At 50.3% G+C, this 19,468-nt stretch carries 20 protein-coding genes, 4 tRNA genes and 1 pseudogene; 7 read left to right on the top strand and 18 right to left on the bottom strand.

Annotated features, from left to right (window positions below):
- Window positions 1-2: 2 nt before the first annotated feature.
- A complete protein-coding gene (locus GMA8713_RS03805; RefSeq protein WP_062705855.1) occupies window positions 3-302 on the top strand; it encodes an STAS domain-containing protein in 300 nt (99 codons plus the stop codon).
- Between the two features lie 20 nt (window positions 303-322).
- Window positions 323-2,014, top strand: coding sequence for a SpoIIE family protein phosphatase (locus tag GMA8713_RS03800; protein WP_062705853.1), 1,692 nt, complete (start codon window positions 323-325; stop codon window positions 2,012-2,014).
- 297 nt (window positions 2,015-2,311) lie between these two features.
- Here GMA8713_RS03800 and GMA8713_RS03795 read toward each other — a convergent pair.
- From GMA8713_RS03795 to mutY, 7 genes are all read right to left on the bottom strand, one after another.
- Window positions 2,312-2,387: transfer RNA gene (locus GMA8713_RS03795), tRNA-Asn, on the bottom strand.
- A gap of 47 nt (window positions 2,388-2,434) precedes the next feature.
- A tRNA-Phe gene (locus tag GMA8713_RS03790) sits at window positions 2,435-2,510 on the bottom strand.
- Window positions 2,511-2,545: 35 nt separating this feature from the next.
- Window positions 2,546-2,621, bottom strand: a tRNA-Thr gene (locus GMA8713_RS03785).
- A gap of 73 nt (window positions 2,622-2,694) precedes the next feature.
- Window positions 2,695-2,770 (bottom strand) — tRNA-Phe (locus tag GMA8713_RS03780).
- 136 nt (window positions 2,771-2,906) lie between these two features.
- On the bottom strand, window positions 2,907-4,025 hold the full coding sequence (mltC, locus tag GMA8713_RS03775) for a membrane-bound lytic murein transglycosylase MltC (RefSeq protein WP_198159445.1): 1,119 nt from the start codon (window positions 4,023-4,025) through the stop codon (window positions 2,907-2,909).
- A gap of 114 nt (window positions 4,026-4,139) precedes the next feature.
- Window positions 4,140-4,412 carry an oxidative damage protection protein gene (locus GMA8713_RS03770; RefSeq protein WP_046304361.1) on the bottom strand — a complete coding sequence of 91 codons (273 nt, stop codon included), beginning with the start codon at window positions 4,410-4,412 and terminating at the stop codon, window positions 4,140-4,142.
- A 19-nt stretch (window positions 4,413-4,431) separates the two neighbouring features.
- Window positions 4,432-5,502 (bottom strand): A/G-specific adenine glycosylase, encoded by a 1,071-nt coding sequence (gene mutY, locus GMA8713_RS03765; protein ID WP_062705847.1) that lies wholly within the window; start codon window positions 5,500-5,502, stop codon window positions 4,432-4,434.
- 180 nt (window positions 5,503-5,682) lie between these two features.
- On the opposite strand from mutY, the gene trmB reads away from it, so the two are divergent.
- From trmB to GMA8713_RS03745, 3 genes are all read left to right on the top strand, one after another.
- Window positions 5,683-6,399: a tRNA (guanosine(46)-N7)-methyltransferase TrmB gene (trmB, locus tag GMA8713_RS03755; protein WP_062705843.1), complete on the top strand. Its 717-nt coding sequence runs from the start codon at window positions 5,683-5,685 to the stop codon at window positions 6,397-6,399.
- A 104-nt stretch (window positions 6,400-6,503) separates the two neighbouring features.
- The gene (glsB, locus tag GMA8713_RS03750) at window positions 6,504-7,424 is read left to right on the top strand and encodes a glutaminase B (protein ID WP_062705841.1); all 921 of its coding nucleotides are present in this window, start codon (window positions 6,504-6,506) and stop codon (window positions 7,422-7,424) included.
- Window positions 7,425-7,509: 85 nt separating this feature from the next.
- Window positions 7,510-8,271 (top strand): DUF2884 family protein, encoded by a 762-nt coding sequence (locus GMA8713_RS03745; RefSeq protein ID WP_062705839.1) that lies wholly within the window; start codon window positions 7,510-7,512, stop codon window positions 8,269-8,271.
- Between the two features lie 63 nt (window positions 8,272-8,334).
- Here GMA8713_RS03745 and GMA8713_RS03740 read toward each other — a convergent pair whose 3' ends face one another.
- The 8 genes and pseudogenes from GMA8713_RS03740 to GMA8713_RS03705 form a co-directional block, all read right to left on the bottom strand.
- Window positions 8,335-10,287: a DUF3857 domain-containing transglutaminase family protein gene (locus GMA8713_RS03740; RefSeq protein ID WP_062705838.1), complete on the bottom strand. Its 1,953-nt coding sequence runs from the start codon at window positions 10,285-10,287 to the stop codon at window positions 8,335-8,337.
- 53 nt (window positions 10,288-10,340) lie between these two features.
- On the bottom strand, window positions 10,341-11,492 hold the full coding sequence (gene hemW / locus GMA8713_RS03735) for a radical SAM family heme chaperone HemW (protein WP_062705834.1): 1,152 nt from the start codon (window positions 11,490-11,492) through the stop codon (window positions 10,341-10,343).
- 9 nt (window positions 11,493-11,501) lie between these two features.
- Window positions 11,502-12,098 carry an XTP/dITP diphosphatase gene (locus tag GMA8713_RS03730; protein WP_062705831.1) on the bottom strand — a complete coding sequence of 199 codons (597 nt, stop codon included), beginning with the start codon at window positions 12,096-12,098 and terminating at the stop codon, window positions 11,502-11,504.
- An 88-nt stretch (window positions 12,099-12,186) separates the two neighbouring features.
- The gene (locus tag GMA8713_RS03725; protein ID WP_062705828.1) at window positions 12,187-12,621 is read right to left on the bottom strand and encodes a DUF4426 domain-containing protein; all 435 of its coding nucleotides are present in this window, start codon (window positions 12,619-12,621) and stop codon (window positions 12,187-12,189) included.
- Between the two features lie 94 nt (window positions 12,622-12,715).
- A pseudogene (gene yggU / locus GMA8713_RS03720) lies at window positions 12,716-13,027 on the bottom strand (DUF167 family protein YggU).
- A gap of 3 nt (window positions 13,028-13,030) precedes the next feature.
- Entirely contained in the window at window positions 13,031-13,597 is a 567-nt protein-coding gene (locus GMA8713_RS03715) for a YggT family protein (RefSeq protein WP_062705825.1), read from the bottom strand.
- 9 nt (window positions 13,598-13,606) lie between these two features.
- The gene (proC, locus tag GMA8713_RS03710) at window positions 13,607-14,425 is read right to left on the bottom strand and encodes a pyrroline-5-carboxylate reductase (protein ID WP_062705822.1); all 819 of its coding nucleotides are present in this window, start codon (window positions 14,423-14,425) and stop codon (window positions 13,607-13,609) included.
- A gap of 34 nt (window positions 14,426-14,459) precedes the next feature.
- Window positions 14,460-15,164 (bottom strand): YggS family pyridoxal phosphate-dependent enzyme, encoded by a 705-nt coding sequence (locus GMA8713_RS03705; RefSeq protein WP_062705819.1) that lies wholly within the window; start codon window positions 15,162-15,164, stop codon window positions 14,460-14,462.
- Window positions 15,165-15,190: 26 nt separating this feature from the next.
- On the opposite strand from GMA8713_RS03705, the gene GMA8713_RS03700 reads away from it, so the two are divergent.
- Window positions 15,191-16,228, top strand: a complete 1,038-nt coding sequence (locus GMA8713_RS03700; protein ID WP_039849741.1) for a type IV pilus twitching motility protein PilT — start codon at window positions 15,191-15,193, stop codon at window positions 16,226-16,228.
- A 2-nt stretch (window positions 16,229-16,230) separates the two neighbouring features.
- Window positions 16,231-17,343, top strand: coding sequence for a PilT/PilU family type 4a pilus ATPase (locus GMA8713_RS03695; RefSeq protein WP_062705817.1), 1,113 nt, complete (start codon window positions 16,231-16,233; stop codon window positions 17,341-17,343).
- Between the two features lie 47 nt (window positions 17,344-17,390).
- On the opposite strand, the gene ruvX is transcribed toward GMA8713_RS03695, so the two are convergent.
- The 3 genes from ruvX to gshB form a co-directional block, all read right to left on the bottom strand.
- On the bottom strand, window positions 17,391-17,822 hold the full coding sequence (ruvX, locus tag GMA8713_RS03690; RefSeq protein ID WP_062705814.1) for a Holliday junction resolvase RuvX: 432 nt from the start codon (window positions 17,820-17,822) through the stop codon (window positions 17,391-17,393).
- 9 nt (window positions 17,823-17,831) lie between these two features.
- On the bottom strand, window positions 17,832-18,395 hold the full coding sequence (locus tag GMA8713_RS03685) for a YqgE/AlgH family protein (protein ID WP_062705899.1): 564 nt from the start codon (window positions 18,393-18,395) through the stop codon (window positions 17,832-17,834).
- Between the two features lie 110 nt (window positions 18,396-18,505).
- Window positions 18,506-19,453, bottom strand: a complete 948-nt coding sequence (gene gshB, locus GMA8713_RS03680) for a glutathione synthase (RefSeq protein WP_062705811.1) — start codon at window positions 19,451-19,453, stop codon at window positions 18,506-18,508.
- Window positions 19,454-19,468 lie beyond the last annotated feature (15 nt).

The following is a 19,468-nucleotide window of genomic DNA, read 5'->3' as shown; positions in this document are numbered from 1 at the left end:
TTATGGCCATCAGTCGTGAAGAAAAAAGTGACGGTAAATCAGTGGTAATCCACGTCAATGGGCAGTTTGACTTCAGCGTTGTGCAGGAGTTTCGTGACGCCTATACGGATTGCCAGGGTAAGGACATTGTGGTCGATTTTCGGGGTACAGAATATATCGACAGTGCGGGGCTGGGTATGTTGCTTAACATGCAGAGCTTCCTCAACAAAAAGGAAGGGGATATCCGTCTTATTAACACGATGCCGCAGATCAAACGCGTGTTGGTGATCGCCCGCTTCGAGAAGAAGTTTATTATCGAGTAATTCGATTCTCGAGGTGGCGGATGAAAGTGCTAATCGTTGAAGACGAAGTTTCGCTGCAGTGTTTCCTTGAATATGTGCTTAAGGATGAGTTTAACGAGTTGCTGATTGCCGACAATGGTCAGATGGCGTTAGATATTCTCGAATCTCTGGAAGAGTTGCCCAATCTGATCATCATGGATGTGTTAATGCCAGTCATGGATGGTTTTGAGGCCGCTAAGCAAATTCGTATGCGTTACCGTAGCAGCTACCTCCCGATTATGTTTTTAACAGGGATCACGGATAACGACGCGTTCAATCGCTGCATGACACTGGGGGATGACTTCCTTGCTAAACCTATAAGTCGCACCACTATCGTCGCCAAAGTGCGTGCACATTGCCGGAACATTCGTTTATACAATGAAGTTTCCGAACAGCGAGATAAGCTCAAGCACTTTCAGGCGCACACCCTGTATGAGCATACGATGGCGGAAACCATCTTCAGTAACCTGATGCAAGCCTGTTATCAGGAAGCTGAGGGTGTTGAGTTTTACACCAGCTCCTACACCAATTTTAATGGTGATGTCGTTTTGGTTACTCCCCGGCCACAAGGCGGTATTTATGCCATGCTCGCGGATGCAACCGGCCATGGTTTGCCCGCCGCCATTTCTACCATTCCAGCTACTAAAGCCTTCTTTGCAATGACCCAAAACGGTTTCGCGCTTGGCGATATCGTTAAGGAAATGAATGAGACCCTGAAGAAGTTCCTACCACCTGGCATGCTGGTAGCGGCAAACCTTGTTGAAGTGTCAGCTAACGGTTTGGAGGTGAACTGGTGGGGTGGTGGAATGCCAGATGGCTACTTGCTCGACAAACATGGGGAAATCAAAGTGCGTCTTCCTTCTGCACATATGGCGCTTGGTGCGATGGACTCAAACGATTTCGAAGCCAATCTTGTTGCTCTCCGAATGGAAGAGGGAGATAAGCTATTTTTCTTTACTGATGGTGTAATAGAAGCGCGAGATGCTGAGGGCAGGGAGCTCGGTGAAGAAGGGCTGGAAGTGATGTTTTCCGATAACCAGCCAAGCATTATTGAAGCCATTCGCGAACACGTGATCAACTTTACTCAAGGCGGTGGAGTAGGCGATGACATGTCGATGCTGGAAATGACCGCTCCAATCTTTAGCCGTGTAGAGTTGCAGCCCGGAGAACCTGAGTATTATGAGCGGCGCTCACCGGCTCAGTTAACGGTATACTTTGGTGCCGACGAGCTTCGCAAGGTGAATCTGGTGGGGGAAATTCGCCGCATGCTCAAAGGCACATTGGGCAGTAATATCGATCTGGATTTGATGTGTACCATCATGTCAGAGCTTGCCAACAATGGGTTGGAACATGGATTACTGAAGCTTGCTTCAAATTTGAAAGTCGACGACGAAGGCTTCCTCGATTACTACATGGAACGTCAATCTAGGCTGGACGCACTTAACCGCTTTGCTTATCTGGAAGTGGGCATTTCGTTCAAACCGAGTAAGCGCGAACTAACATTCTATGTATCGCACAATGGTGAAGGCTTCTACTACGAAGAGGGTGACAGCACATTAGATGATTCTGTTGCTCGATGTGGAAGGGGGATCGCGCTGGTCACAGAACTTTGCGAAGACTTTTCATATCTTGATGAAGGACGCACCGCTCGCGGCACATTCCGCTTATCGGCTGGTATGGAATACAACGCCTGATATTGAGAGTTGTAAATTAAAGATGAAGAAAGTCCTCTGGCAACAGCGGGCTTTCTTGCATTGTTCGCCGATGAACTCTAACCCGTGGCTTAGGCAGGGTGCCTACAGTGACATATTGGCGCAATCCGCGAATGTACAGACGTAAAAAAAACCAGTCTTTCGTCGGGGACGCCTAGTTTAGGCTTCTTAATTGGCTCCCCCTGCTGGAACGGGGCGGCCTTCCGTCAGCGACATATTGGCGCAACGCGCCAACGCACAGACGAAAAAAAGCCCAGTCTTTCGACTAGGCTTCTTAAGTGGCTCCCCCTGCTGGACTTGAACCAGCGACATACGGATTAACAGTCCGCCGTTCTACCGACTGAACTAAGGGGGAATTGTATGTTGTCGATAAGTTATCTTATCAAACACCATTTTTAATAATGGTGCCTCGAGGCGGAATCGAACCACCGACACGGGGATTTTCAATCCCCTGCTCTACCGACTGAGCTATCGAGGCAATGATGTAAGCGCAAGACTCTACATCAAAAAAAGTGGTGCCGGCTACCGGAGTCGAACTGGTGACCTACTGATTACAAGTCAGTTGCTCTACCAACTGAGCTAAGCCGGCACACAAACCGTGGAAACGTTGCTTCTTACTTGAGCCACATTCCCTAGTAACCGAACTATCGATTACTGAAATATGGTGCCTCGAGGCGGAATCGAACCACCGACACGGGGATTTTCAATCCCCTGCTCTACCGACTGAGCTATCGAGGCAACGAGGTGCATTAAACGGATTTTGAGGCTTACCGTCAACACCTTTTTTTAAAAAAAACGTCAAATAAGACCGTTTGATGGCTTTTTCACCTGTTTGGTTTAAAAAGCCCCAGATTTTCCAGTGTTTCCCGCATTTTTATTGCATAGAACGGAATTCTTTTTGGAACTTAGTGACCTTTTCTAGATAACGTCTCGACTCTGACGATGGGTGTTTTTTAGTTAAAGCCCAATACACCTGATTAGGATTTAAGCGGTTTAAATCGTTCATTGCCCGTTTTCGGTCGGAGCGGTGGAAGGTTTTCAGCACATTGCCGGCTCCGCCGTTATAGGCAGAGATCATGCTGTAGTGTTTGGAAAGCGGATCACGCACGTCTTTGAGGTATCGCGTTTTCAGTATGTAGAAATAGGCGGTACCCGCATCAATGTTCTTAGCCGGGTCAAACAAGTATTCGGGTGATGGTTCGCCTGGGCGCTTTTTCACCAGTTTAAAGACATCACGCCCAGCGGTTTTTGGAACCACCTGCATCAGACCATACGCATTAGCCCAACTCACTGCGTAAGGGTTGAAGCTGCTTTCGGTTTTGATGATGGCGTAAATCAGCTCTTCTGAAATGCCATATCGACGTGAAGCATCCCGGATAAGATCCGCATATTGGTAACGGCGCTTGCTAGAGTGATCTTTCACCATAGGGATTTCAACGTAGAAAACCTTCTGGAATCGTAGTGAATTGGTTTTGATTTTGTTGGCGAGAAGATAATCGGCATAACGGTTAGCTCGCCATTCCCAAGCGATCTCTTTTCCGTCTTGATCCAGTATTTGTCCTTGTAGAAAAGGGGCGCCGGATAAGGGAACATCTGCGGCGGAATAAAGATCGACAGACGCGGGATCGTTGGGTGTCAAAAGGGTGGTGACGATCGCCTGCTTGAGATGCTGTTTTGGCTCGGTAGTGGCAACCGTTTCGATGGTGACCAGGCCGTTGGCGAAATCGACGCGGGCCCGGCTCATGTAGTTGTCGGTGTACTTAACATAATCGCGCTTCCCGGAAATGTAGATTTCGTCTTTACCCCAACGCACTTCGATATCACCGCTGAAACCGTTGATAAGCTTATCAAGTGCAGCGAAGTCTTTTTCAAACTGGCCCGGAAGGGGGGCGAGATTTTTGGCGAAACGATTAGTGGTTTCGTAACTGACTCCAAGTGTCGATTCAACCAATTCTCGGCTGCAGCCAGAAGTGATGATTACCAGAAGAAGCATTGTGAATAAGCGGCGCAAGGTCAGTTCCCGTGTAAAAACAAAAAAGCATCCCGATTAGCGTAATCAAGATGCTTTTAAATACAAAGCTGTAAGACAGATTGTGTGCAGAAAGCCTTACTCTGAAGGAGGAGTGTAGCCTTCGATCACAGTGTCATGACCTTCGAACAGGAACTTCACCATTTCCTCTTCAAGCAGTTTGCGGTGCTCTGGATCCATCATGTTGAGCTTTTTCTCATTGATCAGCATGGTTTGCTTGCTCTGCCACAATGCCCACGCCTCTTTGGAAATGTTGTCGAAGATGCGCTTACCCAGCTCACCCGGATAAAGTTGAAAATCCAGACCGTCCGCGTCTTTTTTCAGGCGCTGACAAAATACAGTGCGGCTCATCATTAAGCTCCTAGTTATTTTAGACTTCTAGCTCTCTTGTCAGGCTTTCCAGCAGCTTTTGTACCGGTGCTGCCAGCCCGACTTTCGCTGGTTGGGTTAAGTTATACCAAAGCCCGCCGTTGCCTTCCATGATCCCGTTTTCCCCAATGTTATCGGGCTTACTGTGTAACTTGACGCGAACAGGCACGATATCTAAGTGAAAATGGCTGAAGGTGTGACGAAACGCCGTCAGATGTTCAGGTTTCTCATGGATGTTTGCCGCCAGTTTATGGGAGATAAAACCCTCAGCGGTTTGCTCTGGGGTTTCTGGCAGGCACCACAATCCGCCCCAAAGTCCCGCTGGTGGTCGCTGCTCCAGCCATATTTGGTCTTGGTACTGGAACAACACAAAACAGGTTTCTTTTTCCGGAATGGTTTTCTTAGGTTTCTTGCCGGGAAAATCTGCCTGACGTCCTTGAGCATTGGCTTCACAGCTGTAGTTGACGGGGCAGATATCGCACTTGGGTTTACTTCGGGTACAAATCATCGCACCCATGTCCATCATTGCCTGGTTGTAGCGTTGTACACCGTCGGCAGGTGTATTTGCTTCCGCATGTTGCCAAAGAAGATTCTCGACGGGCTTTTTGCCTGGCCAGCCTTCAACGGCGAAGTGGCGGGAAAGGGTTCGCTTTACGTTACCATCTAAAATTGGATGGTGTTGACCGAGTGACAGTGAAAGCACAGCACCGGCGGTTGAGCGGCCGATACCGGGTAGTGCCATCACATCTTCAATGTTTGTTGGGAATTCGCCACCAAATTCAGTGGCGATTTTCTGCGCCGCTTTATGCAGGTTACGGGCGCGGGCGTAGTAGCCAAGCCCAGTCCAGAGGTGCAGCACTTCATCAAGGTCGGCATTGGCCAAGTCCACCACAGTGGGGAAGCGAGCCATAAAGCGTTCGAAATAGGGGATAACCGTCGCAACCTGTGTTTGCTGCAACATGATTTCTGACAGCCACACTTTGTAAGGTGTTTTTTCTTGCTGCCACGGCAGGGTTTTACGCCCGAATTTGTCATACCACGTCAAGATGGCATCGGAAAAAGACTGACTCACTTTGCTTGCTCTTTGTTATCTTTATTGGCGGACAGTCTACTACGGTCGCTGTGTAAAAAAGACCACGTTTTCTGGAAAGATTTGTACGTCAGGCGTACAGAGCTTGCACCGAGGCGCAATCTTTGGATAATGCGCGATCCGCTTAACTTTTCTTCATTATTGAGTTGCAGGCATAACACCATGGCAGAAGTCATCAAAACCGAATTGAACGAAGACGGCAAAGTTATTCGTAAGATCAGAAGCTTTGTACGTCGCGAAGGGCGTTTGACCAAAGGTCAGGAGCAAGCAATGAACGATTGCTGGCCGACCATGGGTATCGACTTCGAAGAGAAGCAACTCAATTGGACAGAAGTGTTCGGCAACGACAACCCAGTCGTGCTTGAAATCGGTTTCGGCATGGGCGCATCTTTGGTTGAAATGGCAAAGAATGCACAGGAGAAAAACTTCATCGGTATCGAAGTGCACAGCCCAGGTGTTGGTGCATGTTTGATGGCAGCGCGCGACGCAGGTATCACTAACCTGCGCGTAATGTGTCACGACGCGGTTGAAGTGTTCGAGCACATGCTGCCAGTCGCTAGCCTTGAAACCGTTCAGCTTTTCTTCCCAGACCCATGGCACAAAGCGCGTCACCACAAGCGCCGTATCGTTCAGCCTGCATTTGTTCAAATGCTGCGTGACAAGCTGAAAATCGGTGGCATATTCCACATGGCGACGGACTGGGAAAACTATGCTGAACATATGGTTGAAGTGATGGATGTAGCGCCAGGCTACAAAAATACAGCAGTAGACGGTCCTTACATTCCACGCCCTGAAGAGCGTCCTCTGACCAAATTCGAAGCCCGTGGCCATCGTTTGGGCCATGGTGTATGGGACATGAAATACGCCCGCATCGATTAATAATAAAGTCATACTTTTTCGGCGCTTATCTTCGTTACATTAGCGCCGGATTTGAACGTTAAAAGCCAACCTCGTGTTGGCTTTTTTGACCACTGGAGATAGCAATGAAACCCACCCCAGAGCTTTTGAGCAGTATCCTGGAAGAAGTTCGTCCGCTGATCGGACAGGGCAAAGTCGCCGACTATATTCCGGCTCTGAAAAAAGTGCCAGCCTCTAAGTTGGGTATCGCGGTGTGCTACAACGACGGCGAAATCATCAAAGCGGGTGATGCCGAAGAAGCCTTTTCTATTCAGTCTATTTCCAAGGTGCTCAGTCTCACGCTAGCCCTGCAAAATTACCAGCCAGAGGAGATTTGGCATCGGGTGGGTAAAGAGCCTTCCGGTCAGGCATTCAACTCGATGATCCAGTTGGAAATGGAGCAGGGGATCCCCCGAAATCTATTCATCAATGCTGGCGCGCTGGTGGTATGCGACATGCTCCACAGTCGTCTTTCTGCACCCCGTCAACGTATGCTGGAATTCGTTCGTCGACTGTCCGGTAACGAGCATATTTGCTACGACAAAGTGGTGGCATCTTCCGAAATGGATCACAGCGATCGCAATGCCTCAATCGCTTATCTGATGAGGGCTTTCGGCAATTTCGACAACGATGTGATGCCGGTACTGGCCAATTATTTCCATTACTGTGCACTTCAAATGAGCTGTGTGGATTTGGCAAAGACCTTTAACTATTTGGCAAATAAGGGACTTCCTTTAGGCGCAGAAAAAACAATTGTCAGCCAGACTCAGAGTAAGCAGGTGAATGCGCTTCTCGCCACCTGCGGTTTGTACGATGGCGCTGGGGAGTTTGCTTACCGAGTTGGCATGCCGGGTAAATCCGGCGTCGGTGGTGGGATCATTGCAATCGTGCCGGGCGAAATGTCTATCGCCGTCTGGTCACCGGAGCTGGATCCATCAGGCAACTCCCTCGCGGGCACAGCAGCACTAGAACTGCTGGCAGAGCGCATCGGCCGTTCAATCTTCTAGGGTCTGAAGTCAGACACTAGTGCCTGGACAGGTGTGACTTCTAAACAGGGTTGCACCGTCTAAGCCTGAGATGCGGAGAAGGTCTATGGGAATTGTGAGTCTGACAAATATGCTGAAAGTATCCTGTGCGTTGTTGGCGATGTTGCCATTTCTTGCGGCGGCGGACGCTTGTCGCCCTGAGCTTCATGGCGATATTGAAATCAAGTCCAACAGTATCTTTATCGAGCAGAACAATAATACGTTCCGCATCGAGCCCAACGGCAACCTCTATGTCGATGTACACCGCGTTAGTCTGAATGATGCACAGAAGGCCTCTCTCACCGCTTATAGCGAGAGAGTGCGTGCTGATTTACCATTTATCAGTAAATCTTTGTCTGATGAGCTGCAAACCTCCTGGCGTGCGCTTGATGGCGTGTTGGCGACAGAATTGGGTGAACAAAGCAGCCTTCGTGGTGAGTTTGGTCAGTTCCACCAGCATCTGCAACGCAGTGTCAGTGCCTCGTTTTACGCTGAGGATCATTCGCCACAGCTTAACCATAGAGCGCTGACCCACACAGTACGCGAACTGGAATCAAGCCTGCCGCAGTTAATCGCCACCGTTTCGAGCCGTGGCTTGATGGACATAGCGGCATTGAGCGCTGGTCAGAACAATCGCATGGAATTTATCTCCAAGAAGATGGCTACGCTTCAGGATAAGCTCGCCAATGAAGTCCGTGTGCAGCGCAATCGTACCGTGGGTGTCAGACAGGAGCTTTGTTCTCGTCTTGGCGTCTGGCAGGATCGGGAATCAGAGATTTCTGAACTTATTCCTGCGCTGAAAGGCTGGAAAACTGTCACTGTTCGCTAGTGAAAACATGATAGAAAAACAGCGCGGATTTCCGCGCTGTTTTTGTTTCTGCTGTCTGTCTTTTTACGGTCTGTAGGTAAACTCGTAATCCACGTTTTGCCAGGCCTCATCCACATGTTTCATGTAATGACGCAGCTCTTTGGCTTCAACGTGGCGGGTTTTGGCGCGGTAGTAGTAATCCGCTTCCACATAGGTATTATCCAGCAAAACATCACCGGGTTCGGCCACGGTTTTCAGTGAGCTTTTGAATTCGAAAAACGGATTATTCACTGTGCTTTCGGACTGCTCTATGTTCCAGTTTTCAGGAAGACTCAATTTGATTTTCTGGCGAACCGCCCCATCGGTGCCAAAACGGAATGGGGTTTTGCGACGGATGAGATCCGGCTTGGTCAGGTAGTCATCAACAATGTCACCGGAAATCACAAACGAATAGGTGTCATCGCTCTTCGACCAGAGGTCTTCAATCACGTATGCTTCATTGACTGTCAGCTCGTTCAGGTCTTTATCGTCGCTGATAGACAACGGACGCAGGAAGTCGAGACCACTGAAGAAGCCGGCATAGTAGTTAGCATATTCCTCTCCAAGCTCACGAAGCGGTTTGGACTCAAGGTAACGACGCCATTGCTCAGCTTCCAGCCCGCGATAGGTGGTTTTCACCGCCAGATAGCTCTGTGCATTGGCATGATTGACGACATAACGCTGCTCGATGTCCTGAGTCACAGGAACTTCCTGTGTTGCCATCTGGGTGAGCTGTTCGCTATCAGGTTTGAGGATCAGGCCATAGCCGAGTCTTGACTGGGCAAGGGTGTCGAGGCGGTTACCCTGATGGGTACGGGTGGCATCAACCCAAATCCATTCGCCGTCCTTTTTCAGCGCTACGATTACATGGTTGAAACTAAAAGGTGCAGCAGGTTGATGCAGCAGCTGTTCGCGCCAGAAGGTATCAACTAATGCTGGATAGGCCTCAATCCCCATGGCTTCCAACATGGAAACCAGCAGTAGGGCTTTGTCTTTGCAATCGCCGTAGCCTTGAGAAAGGATTTGCTCTGGTGGGCGTGGCTTGTGCGAGCCAATGCCGTTTTCAATACCCAGATAGCGGATGTTGTTCTGCACAAAATGAATCGCAGCCACAGCCTGCTTCTCCGGCGCATCCGGATAAGTTTGTTGGATGTCTTTCACCAATGCCTGCACTTCTTCGTCGTCCGGCGTGGCTTGGTAAAGTGGTAGCGCCCAACTCACCACATCTTTCCAACTGCTATAGCTAGAAACATGAAGATACGGGTAGGGGTTATACCAGCGCGGCTGCTCTGGTTCGTCGAAATCATACAGGCCGTTTGTTTCGCGATAGGTAAAGGTGGTGATGTCATCATTGCGGGTCTGGCGAAAATCGCCCTGTCCTTTTCCGTCTAGATTGGTGACGGAAATGCCACTGTCTGAAGGGGCCAGAATACGCGCATTCACCAGTGCCACCGTGCTTGCCCAGCCGGTTTTGATGTACCACTCGCGACGCTCGCCAAACACGGGATTGAAGCCGGTTATGGTGTAGCTAACATCAATCACATCGCCCATCTGAACGTCATTGAGGACGATATGCAGGGTTTCATCGCCGTTGTAGAGCAGTGAATCGAGATCAACCTCCCGTTTGAATCGGTCGATCTCCGCGGTTTCTTTTCGATCCAGCACTTTGCCATCGCGCACCAGTTCGAGGCGGTGGATAGCGACTTTTTGATAGGACGGATCGAATTCGATCGAGATCTGGGAGCCGGATTCAACACCTTCAATTGACACTACTTTGCTGGTGTAGCGTTTGTATTCGACGGGATTTGTCGCGACAAGGTTAAGCTGCCGATCAACAATCAGAAATTGTTGATCGTAATAGTGGGCGCTTTTGTCGATCTCTGGAATTTGGGAGATAGGCTCTACCCAATCGGGCAAAGCGGCATATAAGGCATTCTGCGCCAAAGCGAGTTGCGGGAAACTCGCCAGAGCGCCAAGGGCAATCAGATACTTCTTCATCTACAACGCTGTCCTTTGCTATCGAGAACAAAAGGCAGCGTCGCATTGGCTGCCTACTCGTTGATGAACCCTGCGAGCAGATCGTTCAGGAACAATCGCCCTTTCTCTGTCACTTGCCAGTGGGTGTCAGTCTCAGCCAGCAAGCCTTCCTCAATCGCATGTCGAAGCGGCGTTTCGACGGTGTCGAGTGCCAGCCCTGTTCTTGCCGGGTAATCGGCTTTCGGGCAGGACTCCACCAGTCGGAATCGGTTCATGAAGAACTCGAACGGCAGTTCATCTGCTTCCACTATATGCAATTCGCTGAGGTAGTCTTTCTCAGGATCGAGATATCCGCGCGGATGTTTCACTTTTACTGTGCGCTGTACGGTATTGTCATCCAAGGTAATTTTGCCGTGAGCACCGCAACCGATACCCAGATAATCACCAAAACGCCAGTAGTTGAGGTTGTGACGGCACTGGAATCCCGGCTTGCTGTAGCCAGAGGTTTCATACTGTACATAACCGGCATCAGACAGCAGTTTGTGGCCTTGTTCGAAGATGTCCCAAAGATCGTCATCATCCGGCAGTGTTGGGGGCTTGGAGTAATACTGGGTGTTCGGCTCGATAGTGAGCTGATACCAGGAAAGGTGCGGCGGATTGAGCGCAATCGCCTGTTTGAGGTCATCCAGCGCGCCTTCGGGTGTTTGATCAGGAAGACCATGCATCAGATCGAGGTTAAAGCTGTTAAGCCCAGCTTCGTGCGCAAGATTAGCGGCGCGTTTGGCTTCATCCGCGCCGTGAATGCGACCAAGACGGGCGAGCTTTTGGTTATCAAAGCTCTGCACGCCAATCGATATGCGGTTCACGCCAGCTTTGCGGTAAGCCACGAACTTGTCGGCTTCCACGGTGCCGGGGTTGGCTTCCATGGTGATTTCAATGCCATCATCAAACGGGATCTGCGCTTCGATGCCTTGCAGCAAGCGGGTGATCTCTTCCGGTGACATCAGGCTCGGTGTACCACCACCAATGAAGATGGAATGCAATTCACGGCCACTCACCCCTTTGAAACGGTTGAGGTCTTTCCTCAAATCATCAAGTAAGGCATCAATGTAGTCGTGCTCCGGCACCTCGCCTTTCAGCGTGTGGGAGTTGAAATCGCAGTACGGGCACTTTTGCACACACCAGGGGATGTGAACATAAAGGCTCAGGGGAATGTGAACCGCCATCGGGGATTACTACTTCTCTTCGCTCATGGCAGCAAACAGCTTCTTCAGCGCCTGACCGCGGTGTGAGATTTGCTTTTTCACCGCAGGCTCAATGTTTGCCAGTGTGCAGCCATATTCTTCGACGTAAAACACTGGGTCGTAACCAAAACCGTGTGAGCCCGTCGCTTCACGGGCGATGGTGCCTTCGAATTTGCCGTGGCAGACCAGTGGTGTTGGGTCGTTGGCGTGGCGCATATAAACCAGCACACAGTGGAAACGTGCGGTGCGTTTGTCATCCGGTGCGTCCGCCATATTTTCCAGCAGCTTTTCCAGATTCGCCTGATCGCCTTTTCCCTCTCCGGCATAACGTGCGCTGTAAACGCCCGGTGCACCGTTGAGGTAATCCACTTCCAAACCGGAGTCATCTGCGATTGCTGGCAGGCCAGTTTCTTTTGCTGCATGGCGCGCTTTGATGATGGCGTTTTCAATGAAGGTGGTGCCAGTTTCGTCAGCGTCTTTTACCGCGAACTCACTTTGTGCAAACACTTCCAGACCGAAATCCTGTAGCAGATCAGCCATCTCTTTGACTTTGCCAGCGTTACCTGTTGCCAGAACCACTTTGCTCATTGTTCTCTCCTGAATTTGGGGGCGGCCGCGAATCGAAAACCAAAAAAAGGCGCCGCAATGGGCGCCATGATACCTGAATAAACAGGGGTCAGTCAGCGTAAAACGTCTGGTTAAAGGTCAGTTTTCCGCTGCGGTTTCCTTCTGCGCTGATATCAATAGTGAAGGCGTAATTCTCTTCGTTGGCAAACCGAAGTTCAGCCAGATAATAAATCGCATCGCCTTCGCGTACTTCGCGGAAGATCAGTGGTTTTTTATTGCCTAGAAGATTACGTGCTTCGCCAGTCAGTGTTGCCGTGAGTGCCGGCTTTCCGGCCTGTGCTTTGTCTAAAATGGCGATGTTCAGGATGGCATTCACACCACTGCGTTTCAGATCATAGGCCTTGGCAACTTTTGGGGTGATAAAGGTGGAGTTAAACGCCGAGTAATGCACTTCCAACGTGCCGATGCCTTTAGACTGACCAGCGTGTGCGAAGGGGGAGAGCAGCATCAGTGCGCTGATCAGCGGGAGAAAGAAACGTTTCATGGCGAATATCCTTGTCGGGTGAAACCAGTGCGTCCATTTGCTGAGTCGCCTAAGACCATTTGCTTAGTAGCCCGGGAAAGAACGCACCTTTTAATTACTGCTTAAGTGCGGGGATCAGATCACTGATGGCATCGGGACAAAGCGAAGGGCTGTGAATGCGAACCTGCTTGTGTCTGCCAAGCTCACCTTTTTCGATATCAATCTGGCCTTTGGCCACTTTGAACTGTTTCGACAGGAATTTGGTGAGGTGGGCGTTGGCTTTGCCATCAACAGGCGGGGCGGTGATGGCGAGTTTGATTTCCTCGCCGTGTTGCCCCATCCATTAGTCCCTGCTGGCCTTGGGCTGGATATAGAGCCTTAAGATAAGGTCATCGTTATCCAGCCAGGCAGGGCGTGGTGCGGTCATGATTTACAGCACGAACCACAGATTACCGAAGTAAGGGCTCAGCAGATCGCCGATAAAGAAGTTCAGGAACTGCAGCGCGATAAACAGGAACAGGATACTGAGATCCAGACCGCCCAGTGGTGGGATCACGCGGCGAATGGGCGCGACCAGTGGCTCAGTAAGCTGCACCATCACATATTCAATTGGGCTGCGCCCTTGGCTCACCCAGCTCAGAATCGCGCGAAGGATCAGTACCCAGAACAGCAGGCCACCTGCAGCTTTCACCAGCGCCACCAAACCAATCAGCAAGTAGCTGGAATCAAACACCAAGGTACCTGAACCGACCAGTTGCAAGGTGAAGAATTTCGCCACACACAGCAGGTAAGCAAACAGCACTGTTGCCAGATCCAGACTGCCAACTGAAGGAATGATGCGGCGCAGTGGTGAAACCACTGGCTGGGTGGCTTTCACCACAAATTGGCTGAATGGGTTATAGAAGTCAGCGCGTGCCCACTGCAACCAGACCCGAAGCAACACCACCATGATGTAAAGATCGAACAGTGTTGAAACGAGAAAATTCATCGAGTTCATAAGTTAGCCCTAAAATAGCGATTCCATCTCTTCGGCACGGCGTACAGCAGCCTGCATGGCTTCAGAGACCGTTTCCGTGAGTTGTTTGTTATTAAATACGTTAAGCGCCTCAGCGGTGGTGCCGCCTTTAGACGTGACTTGTTCTCTTAAGGTTGCCAGTTCAATGTCTGGGTTGGCAACCACCATTTTAGCCGCACCGAGTGCTGCTTGCTGTACAAGCTCCCGTGCGGTTTGTTTATCAAACCCCTGACGCTCTGCTTCTTTCTGCATGGCTTCCATAAACAGGAAGAAATAGGCAGGTGCACTGCCGGCTGCAGCAATGACACCATTGATGCCAGATTCTTCATTCACCCAGCAGATTTTTCCGACGGCGCTCAACAGTTCGCCTGAGAATTGTCGGTCAGCATCAGATACAGATTCTGGCGCATAAAGGCCACTCATTCCTTCACCAACCAGTGAAGGTGTGTTTGGCATCACACGAACAAGGTTGAGCGGTGTGCCAGCCATTTCGCTCAGACGCGATACTGAGATGCCGGCAGCAACAGAAATCGCGAGTTTATTGGACCAGTCAACATCTTGCATGCTGGCTAGGAGCTCTTCCATGCCTTGTGGCTTAACGCCGAGCACGACAACTTCGGCTTGCTTCGCGCTTTCAATACCGTCTTCATTAGCATTGGTGCCAAAGGTTTCACGAAACGCGGCGCTTTTTTCCGGTGTACGGTTAACAGCAGTGATTTTATCTGCTGGATAGCCAGATTCAACTAGGCCAGCAATGATCGAACGTGCCATGTTGCCGGCACCGATAAAGGCGATTGTGCGTTGTTCCATCAATAATATTTCCTTTGCGAAGGAGGTTAACGGGTTATTTGCGGTTGCTATAGTCACGCGCACCGAAAATTGCGGTTCCGATACGCACCATGGTGCTGCCGGAAGCAATCGCTGCATCCATGTCGCCGCTCATACCCATCGACAGGGTATCAAATTGCGGTCGACCTGCTTTCATTTCTTCAAACAGTGCGGACAGTGGCGCGAAGGCCTCTAGCTGTTTCTGGTGATCGTCTTCCGGCTGTGGAATGCACATCAGGCCGCGAAGCGTCAGGTTTGGCAATGCATCGATTCCATCTGCCAGCGTTTTCACTTCTTCAAATCCGGTGCCGGATTTAGAGACCTCACCGCTGGTGTTCACCTGAATCAGCACTTGAAGTGGCGCTAATTCATCCGGACGCTGATCGCTCAGGCGTTGCGCAATCTTGCTACGGTCAATCGAGTGAACCCAATCGAAGTACTCGGCAATCGGCCGGGTTTTATTGGACTGGATAGGGCCAATAAAGTGCCATTCGAGATCGGGGTAAATCGCACTGAAATGGGTGATTTTTTCGACACCCTCCTGCACATAGTTTTCGCCGAACAGGGTGTGGCCTGCTTCCACGGCATCTGCGATGGCTTCAATGGGTTTGGTTTTGCTGACAGCGAGTAATTGCACGCCAGAGGCGTCTCTCCCGCATTTTTGTGCGGCACTGTCTATTTGGCTGGTGACCTGTTCTAGGTTTTGTTTGATACTACACATGTTAGATTCTGCGAGGAAACGAGTTAATGGATATTACTGAATTATTGGACTTTAGTGTAAAGCATAACGCTTCAGATCTACATCTTTCAGCTGGGGTTCCCCCAATGGTCCGTGTAGATGGTGATGTCCGCAAGCTTAGCCTGCCTCCGCTAGACCACAATGCTGTGCACCGTCTTATTTTCGATATCATGAACGATGCTCAGCAGCGCGAGTTTGAACAGAACCTTGAAGTTGACTTCTCTTTTGAGCTTGCCTCTGTCGGTCGCTTCCGTGTCAATGCGTTTCACCAATCCCGAGGCTGTGCCGCAGTTTTCCGTAGCATTCCTTCGAAAATTCCGACACTTGATGCGATTAACGCACCAGCAGTGTTCCAACAATTTACCGAATATCAGAAAGGTCTGGTACTGGTCACCGGACCGACAGGCTCAGGTAAGTCGACCACGCTGGCGGCGATGATAGACAAAATTAACAGCAGTCAGCATCGTCACGTATTGACCATTGAAGACCCAATTGAATTTGTCCACGAACAGAAAAACTGTCTGATCAACCAGCGTGAAGTGCACCGCGATACCCACTCCTTCAACAATGCACTCCGCTCGGCACTGCGTGAAGACCCGGATGTGATTCTGGTTGGTGAGCTTCGTGACAAGGAAACCATTAGCCTTGCACTGACGGCAGCAGAAACCGGTCACTTGGTATTTGGTACGTTGCATACCTCCAGTGCGGCAAAAACCATCGACCGCATTATTGATGTTTTTCCAGGTGCGGATAAGCCGATGGTGCGTTCCATGCTGTCTGAGTCGTTGCGTGCGGTGGTTTCGCAAAAATTGGTGAAGCAGATTTCCGGCGGCCGTATTGCTGCCCATGAGGTGATGATTGCGACACCTGCTATCCGAAACCTTATCCGTGAAGACAAGATTGCCCAGATGTATTCGATGATCCAAACCGGATCAGGCCTTGGCATGCTGACGATGGAACAGTCGCTTCGAAACCTCACCATGCAGGGGTTGGTGGATACAGCTGAAGCAAACAAAGCATTGGATAACGCTGGGATGGGCTTCTAATCATGCAGAATACGCTCCAGGAGCTTATGGATAAGATGCTGGCGCAGAAGGCATCGGATTGTTACATCACGGTCGATGCACCTTGTATGTTGCGTGTCGATGGCAGCTTAAAACCTGTGGGCGGAAAGCTTGACCTAGAAAGTGTCAAAGCGCTGGTCACTGAGGCCATGGATACGGAAACCGAGCAGAAGTTTTATGCCGACCGTGAAGCGAATTTTGCCTTGGTGACTGAAAATGGACGCTTCCGTGTCAGTGCGTTTTGGCAGCGTGATTTGCCGGGTATGGTTATTCGCCGCATTGAAACTAAAATCCCTGATATTTACTCACTGGGTTTGCCGGATGTGATTCAGGATTTGTCTATTGCCAAGCGCGGTTTGGTGCTGATTGTTGGTGCGACAGGTTCGGGTAAATCAACCTCAATGGCAGCGATGGTGGGGTTCCGTAACCGTCATCGCAGCGGCCATATTCTGACAGTGGAAGACCCGATTGAGTTTATCCACCCGCATGACAAATGCATCGTGACCCAGCGTGAAATCGGTATTGATACGGATAGCTATGAAGTGGCGCTTAAAAACTCGCTGCGTCAGGCGCCGGATATGATCATGATTGGTGAAATCCGAACCCAGGAAACCATGGAATATGCCATGCAGTTTGCTGAAACCGGTCACCTTTGTATCGCAACCTTACACGCCAACAATGCCAATCAGGCACTGGAAAGGGTGCTTCATTTGGTACCGAAAGAGCGTCGCGAACAGTTCCTGTTTGATTTGTCGCTCAACCTTCGCGGTATTCTGGCCCAGCAACTGGTGCCAGACGTCAGTGGTATCGGACGTCATGGCGCATACGAGCTTCTGCTTAATACTTCCCATGTGTCGGATCTGATTCGCCGTGGTGAACTGCATGAGCTGAAAGAAACGATCCGCAAAGGCAAGAACGCGGGAATGTGTACCTTTGACCAATCCCTGTTTGAGTTGTTTCAGGCGGGCAAGGTTTCTAAAGACGAAGCACTCCACCACGCGGACTCGCGAAATGATCTCAAACTGATGATGAAAATGGCTGAGCAATCCTCTGGCGGACTTTCGCTGGCGAATGTCAGCATTGAGGGGAGTAAATAAAGTTGTGGTTCACAGATAAAAGAAAAGCGCCTGAGTGCGCTTTTCGTTCATTCACCGTATTGGTTTTCAAACCAGCTTTCAACAATGATGACCGCTGACTGGCTATCGATTTCCCCTTTGCCCAGTGCTTTATAGCCGCCGTATTCGAAAAGGGAAGAACGTGCTTCTGTCGTGGTCAGACGCTCGTCATGCAATTCCACATTCACGCCAAAACGGCCTTTCAGACGGTTGGCAAATTTACGGGCGCGGGGTGTAATGGTTTCCAATTCGCCGCCGTGTAAATCCAAGGGTAAACCCACGACGACCAGATCCGGTGTCCACTCTTTCAAAATGGCTTCAATGATTTCCCAGCTTGGGATGCCATCTTTTGCTTTGATAGCTTTAAGCGGACGGGCAGTGCCGGTAATGGCCTGACCAATAGCCACACCGATGCTTTTTGTGCCGTAATCAAAGCCCAGCACTGTTTGAATGTTACTCATGGAAAACTCTTATGCGTGTCCAATGTCTGTGGACAGGTTTAAGGCGTCTATGCCCATCTGCTTGAGGGCTTTTTCCCAGCGCTCGTTGATGGGGGTTTCGAAAATGACTTTGGGGTCCGCTTCTATGGTCAGCCAACTGTTCTCTGCCAATTCCTGCTCCAATTGACCAGCATCCCAACCCGCGTAGCCAAGCGCAACAATGAATTGCTCGGGCTCCTCAGTGGTTCCCAAGATACTGAGAATGTCTTTGGATGTCGTCACGGTCAGCTCATCAGAAAGCTGAACACTCGAGCCGAAAAGCTTCGGATTCTTGTGCAGGACGAAGCCTCGATCTTCCGAAACTGGACCGCCGAAAAGCACGGGCTGGTCAAGGCTGACCGGATGGGTAACATCCTGTTCACGCTCTACCTCGATTTGATCCAGCATGTTGGCAATGGAGATATTGATAGGTTGGTTGATCACCAGTCCCATGGCGCCATCTTCGTTATGTTCGCACATATAAACGACACTTTGCTGGAAGCGTTCATCAGCCATGCTGGGCATTGCGACCAAGAAATGATTTTTTAAATTCACTGTGTCTTCCACATTGCGCCCTTCATTGCGTATGAGCCTACTTTCATTATGAGCAGTAAGCTGCAGAATGTCAGATCCGGGCGAGCAGTTTCGCCCGGTTTGCCGTGCGGTTATTTTTGCAGGCGAACTTCGATGGCATCCATTAATTTGCCACTGATATTGATATCAAATGCAGCTTCAATTTCACGGATACAAGTCGGGCTGGTCACGTTAATTTCGGTCAACTTGTCACCAATGATGTCCAAACCTACGAAGATCAGGCCTTTCTCTTTCAGCGTTGGTGCCACTGCATGGGCAATTGCCCAGTCAGTGTCGCTGAGTGGGCGTGCTTCACCACGGCCGCCTGCTGCTAGATTGCCACGGGTTTCGCCTTTGGCTGGAATACGGGCCAGACAGTAAGGCATAGGCTCACCATCTACCACCAGAATACGTTTGTCGCCACTGCTGATGTCTGGCACAAACGTCTGTGCCATGCAGTAGTTGTTGCCAAGGCTGGTCAGTGTTTCGATGATCACTGACAGGTTAGGATCGCCCTGCTTCACACGGAAAATAGACGAGCCGCCCATGCCATCCAAAGGTTTCAGGATCACGTCGCCGTGTTTTTCCTGAAATGCTTTGATTTGATCTGCACGACGGGTGACCAGCGTGGTTGGTGTGTACTCTGGGAACCAAGCAGTGAACAGCTTTTCGTTACAGTCACGCAGGCTCTGCGGTTTGTTAACGATAAGACAACCTTCCACTTCCGCGCGCTCTAGAATGTAAGTCGCGTAGATGTATTCGGTATCAAACGGCGGGTCTTTACGCATCAACACAGCGTCGAGATCGGCCAGTGCGATTTCCTGTTCGCTGACCACCTCAAACCATTTCTCCGGGTTTTCTTCCAGCGAGACAATCTTGGTGCGCGCCAGCGCTTTGCCTTGCTCTAAAGACAGATCATTCATTTGCATGTAATGAATTTCCCAGCCGCGCTTTTGCGCTTCCAGCATCATGGCAAAGGAGGAGTCTTTTTTGATGTTGATGGACTCGATTGGATCCATCACTACGCCCAGTTTGATCATTAATTTATCCTTATT

Origin of the sequence: Grimontia marina (assembly GCF_900060185.1) — a bacterium.
GTDB classification, from domain to species: Bacteria; Pseudomonadota; Gammaproteobacteria; order Enterobacterales; family Vibrionaceae; genus Enterovibrio; species Enterovibrio marinus.
The sequence above is the reverse complement of the archived record's forward strand: the minus strand, read 5'-3'. Positions and strand labels throughout refer to the sequence as shown.

Coding starts and splice junctions, on each gene's coding strand:
- GMA8713_RS03805 (WP_062705855.1), top strand. CDS start 3: ATGGCCATCAGTCGTGAAGAAAAAAGTGACGGTAAATCAGTGGTAATC.
- GMA8713_RS03800 (WP_062705853.1), top strand. CDS start 323: ATGAAAGTGCTAATCGTTGAAGACGAAGTTTCGCTGCAGTGTTTCCTT.
- mltC (WP_198159445.1), bottom strand. CDS start 4,025: ATGCTTCTTCTGGTAATCATCACTTCTGGCTGCAGCCGAGAATTGGTT.
- GMA8713_RS03770 (WP_046304361.1), bottom strand. CDS start 4,412: ATGAGCCGCACTGTATTTTGTCAGCGCCTGAAAAAAGACGCGGACGGT.
- trmB (WP_062705843.1), top strand. CDS start 5,683: ATGGCAGAAGTCATCAAAACCGAATTGAACGAAGACGGCAAAGTTATT.
- glsB (WP_062705841.1), top strand. CDS start 6,504: ATGAAACCCACCCCAGAGCTTTTGAGCAGTATCCTGGAAGAAGTTCGT.
- GMA8713_RS03745 (WP_062705839.1), top strand. CDS start 7,510: ATGGGAATTGTGAGTCTGACAAATATGCTGAAAGTATCCTGTGCGTTG.
- GMA8713_RS03740 (WP_062705838.1), bottom strand. CDS start 10,287: ATGAAGAAGTATCTGATTGCCCTTGGCGCTCTGGCGAGTTTCCCGCAA.
- hemW (WP_062705834.1), bottom strand. CDS start 11,492: ATGGCGGTTCACATTCCCCTGAGCCTTTATGTTCACATCCCCTGGTGT.
- GMA8713_RS03730 (WP_062705831.1), bottom strand. CDS start 12,098: ATGAGCAAAGTGGTTCTGGCAACAGGTAACGCTGGCAAAGTCAAAGAG.
- GMA8713_RS03725 (WP_062705828.1), bottom strand. CDS start 12,621: ATGAAACGTTTCTTTCTCCCGCTGATCAGCGCACTGATGCTGCTCTCC.
- GMA8713_RS03715 (WP_062705825.1), bottom strand. CDS start 13,597: ATGAACTCGATGAATTTTCTCGTTTCAACACTGTTCGATCTTTACATC.
- proC (WP_062705822.1), bottom strand. CDS start 14,425: ATGGAACAACGCACAATCGCCTTTATCGGTGCCGGCAACATGGCACGT.
- GMA8713_RS03705 (WP_062705819.1), bottom strand. CDS start 15,164: ATGTGTAGTATCAAACAAAACCTAGAACAGGTCACCAGCCAAATAGAC.
- GMA8713_RS03700 (WP_039849741.1), top strand. CDS start 15,191: ATGGATATTACTGAATTATTGGACTTTAGTGTAAAGCATAACGCTTCA.
- GMA8713_RS03695 (WP_062705817.1), top strand. CDS start 16,231: ATGCAGAATACGCTCCAGGAGCTTATGGATAAGATGCTGGCGCAGAAG.
- ruvX (WP_062705814.1), bottom strand. CDS start 17,822: ATGAGTAACATTCAAACAGTGCTGGGCTTTGATTACGGCACAAAAAGC.
- gshB (WP_062705811.1), bottom strand. CDS start 19,453: ATGATCAAACTGGGCGTAGTGATGGATCCAATCGAGTCCATCAACATC.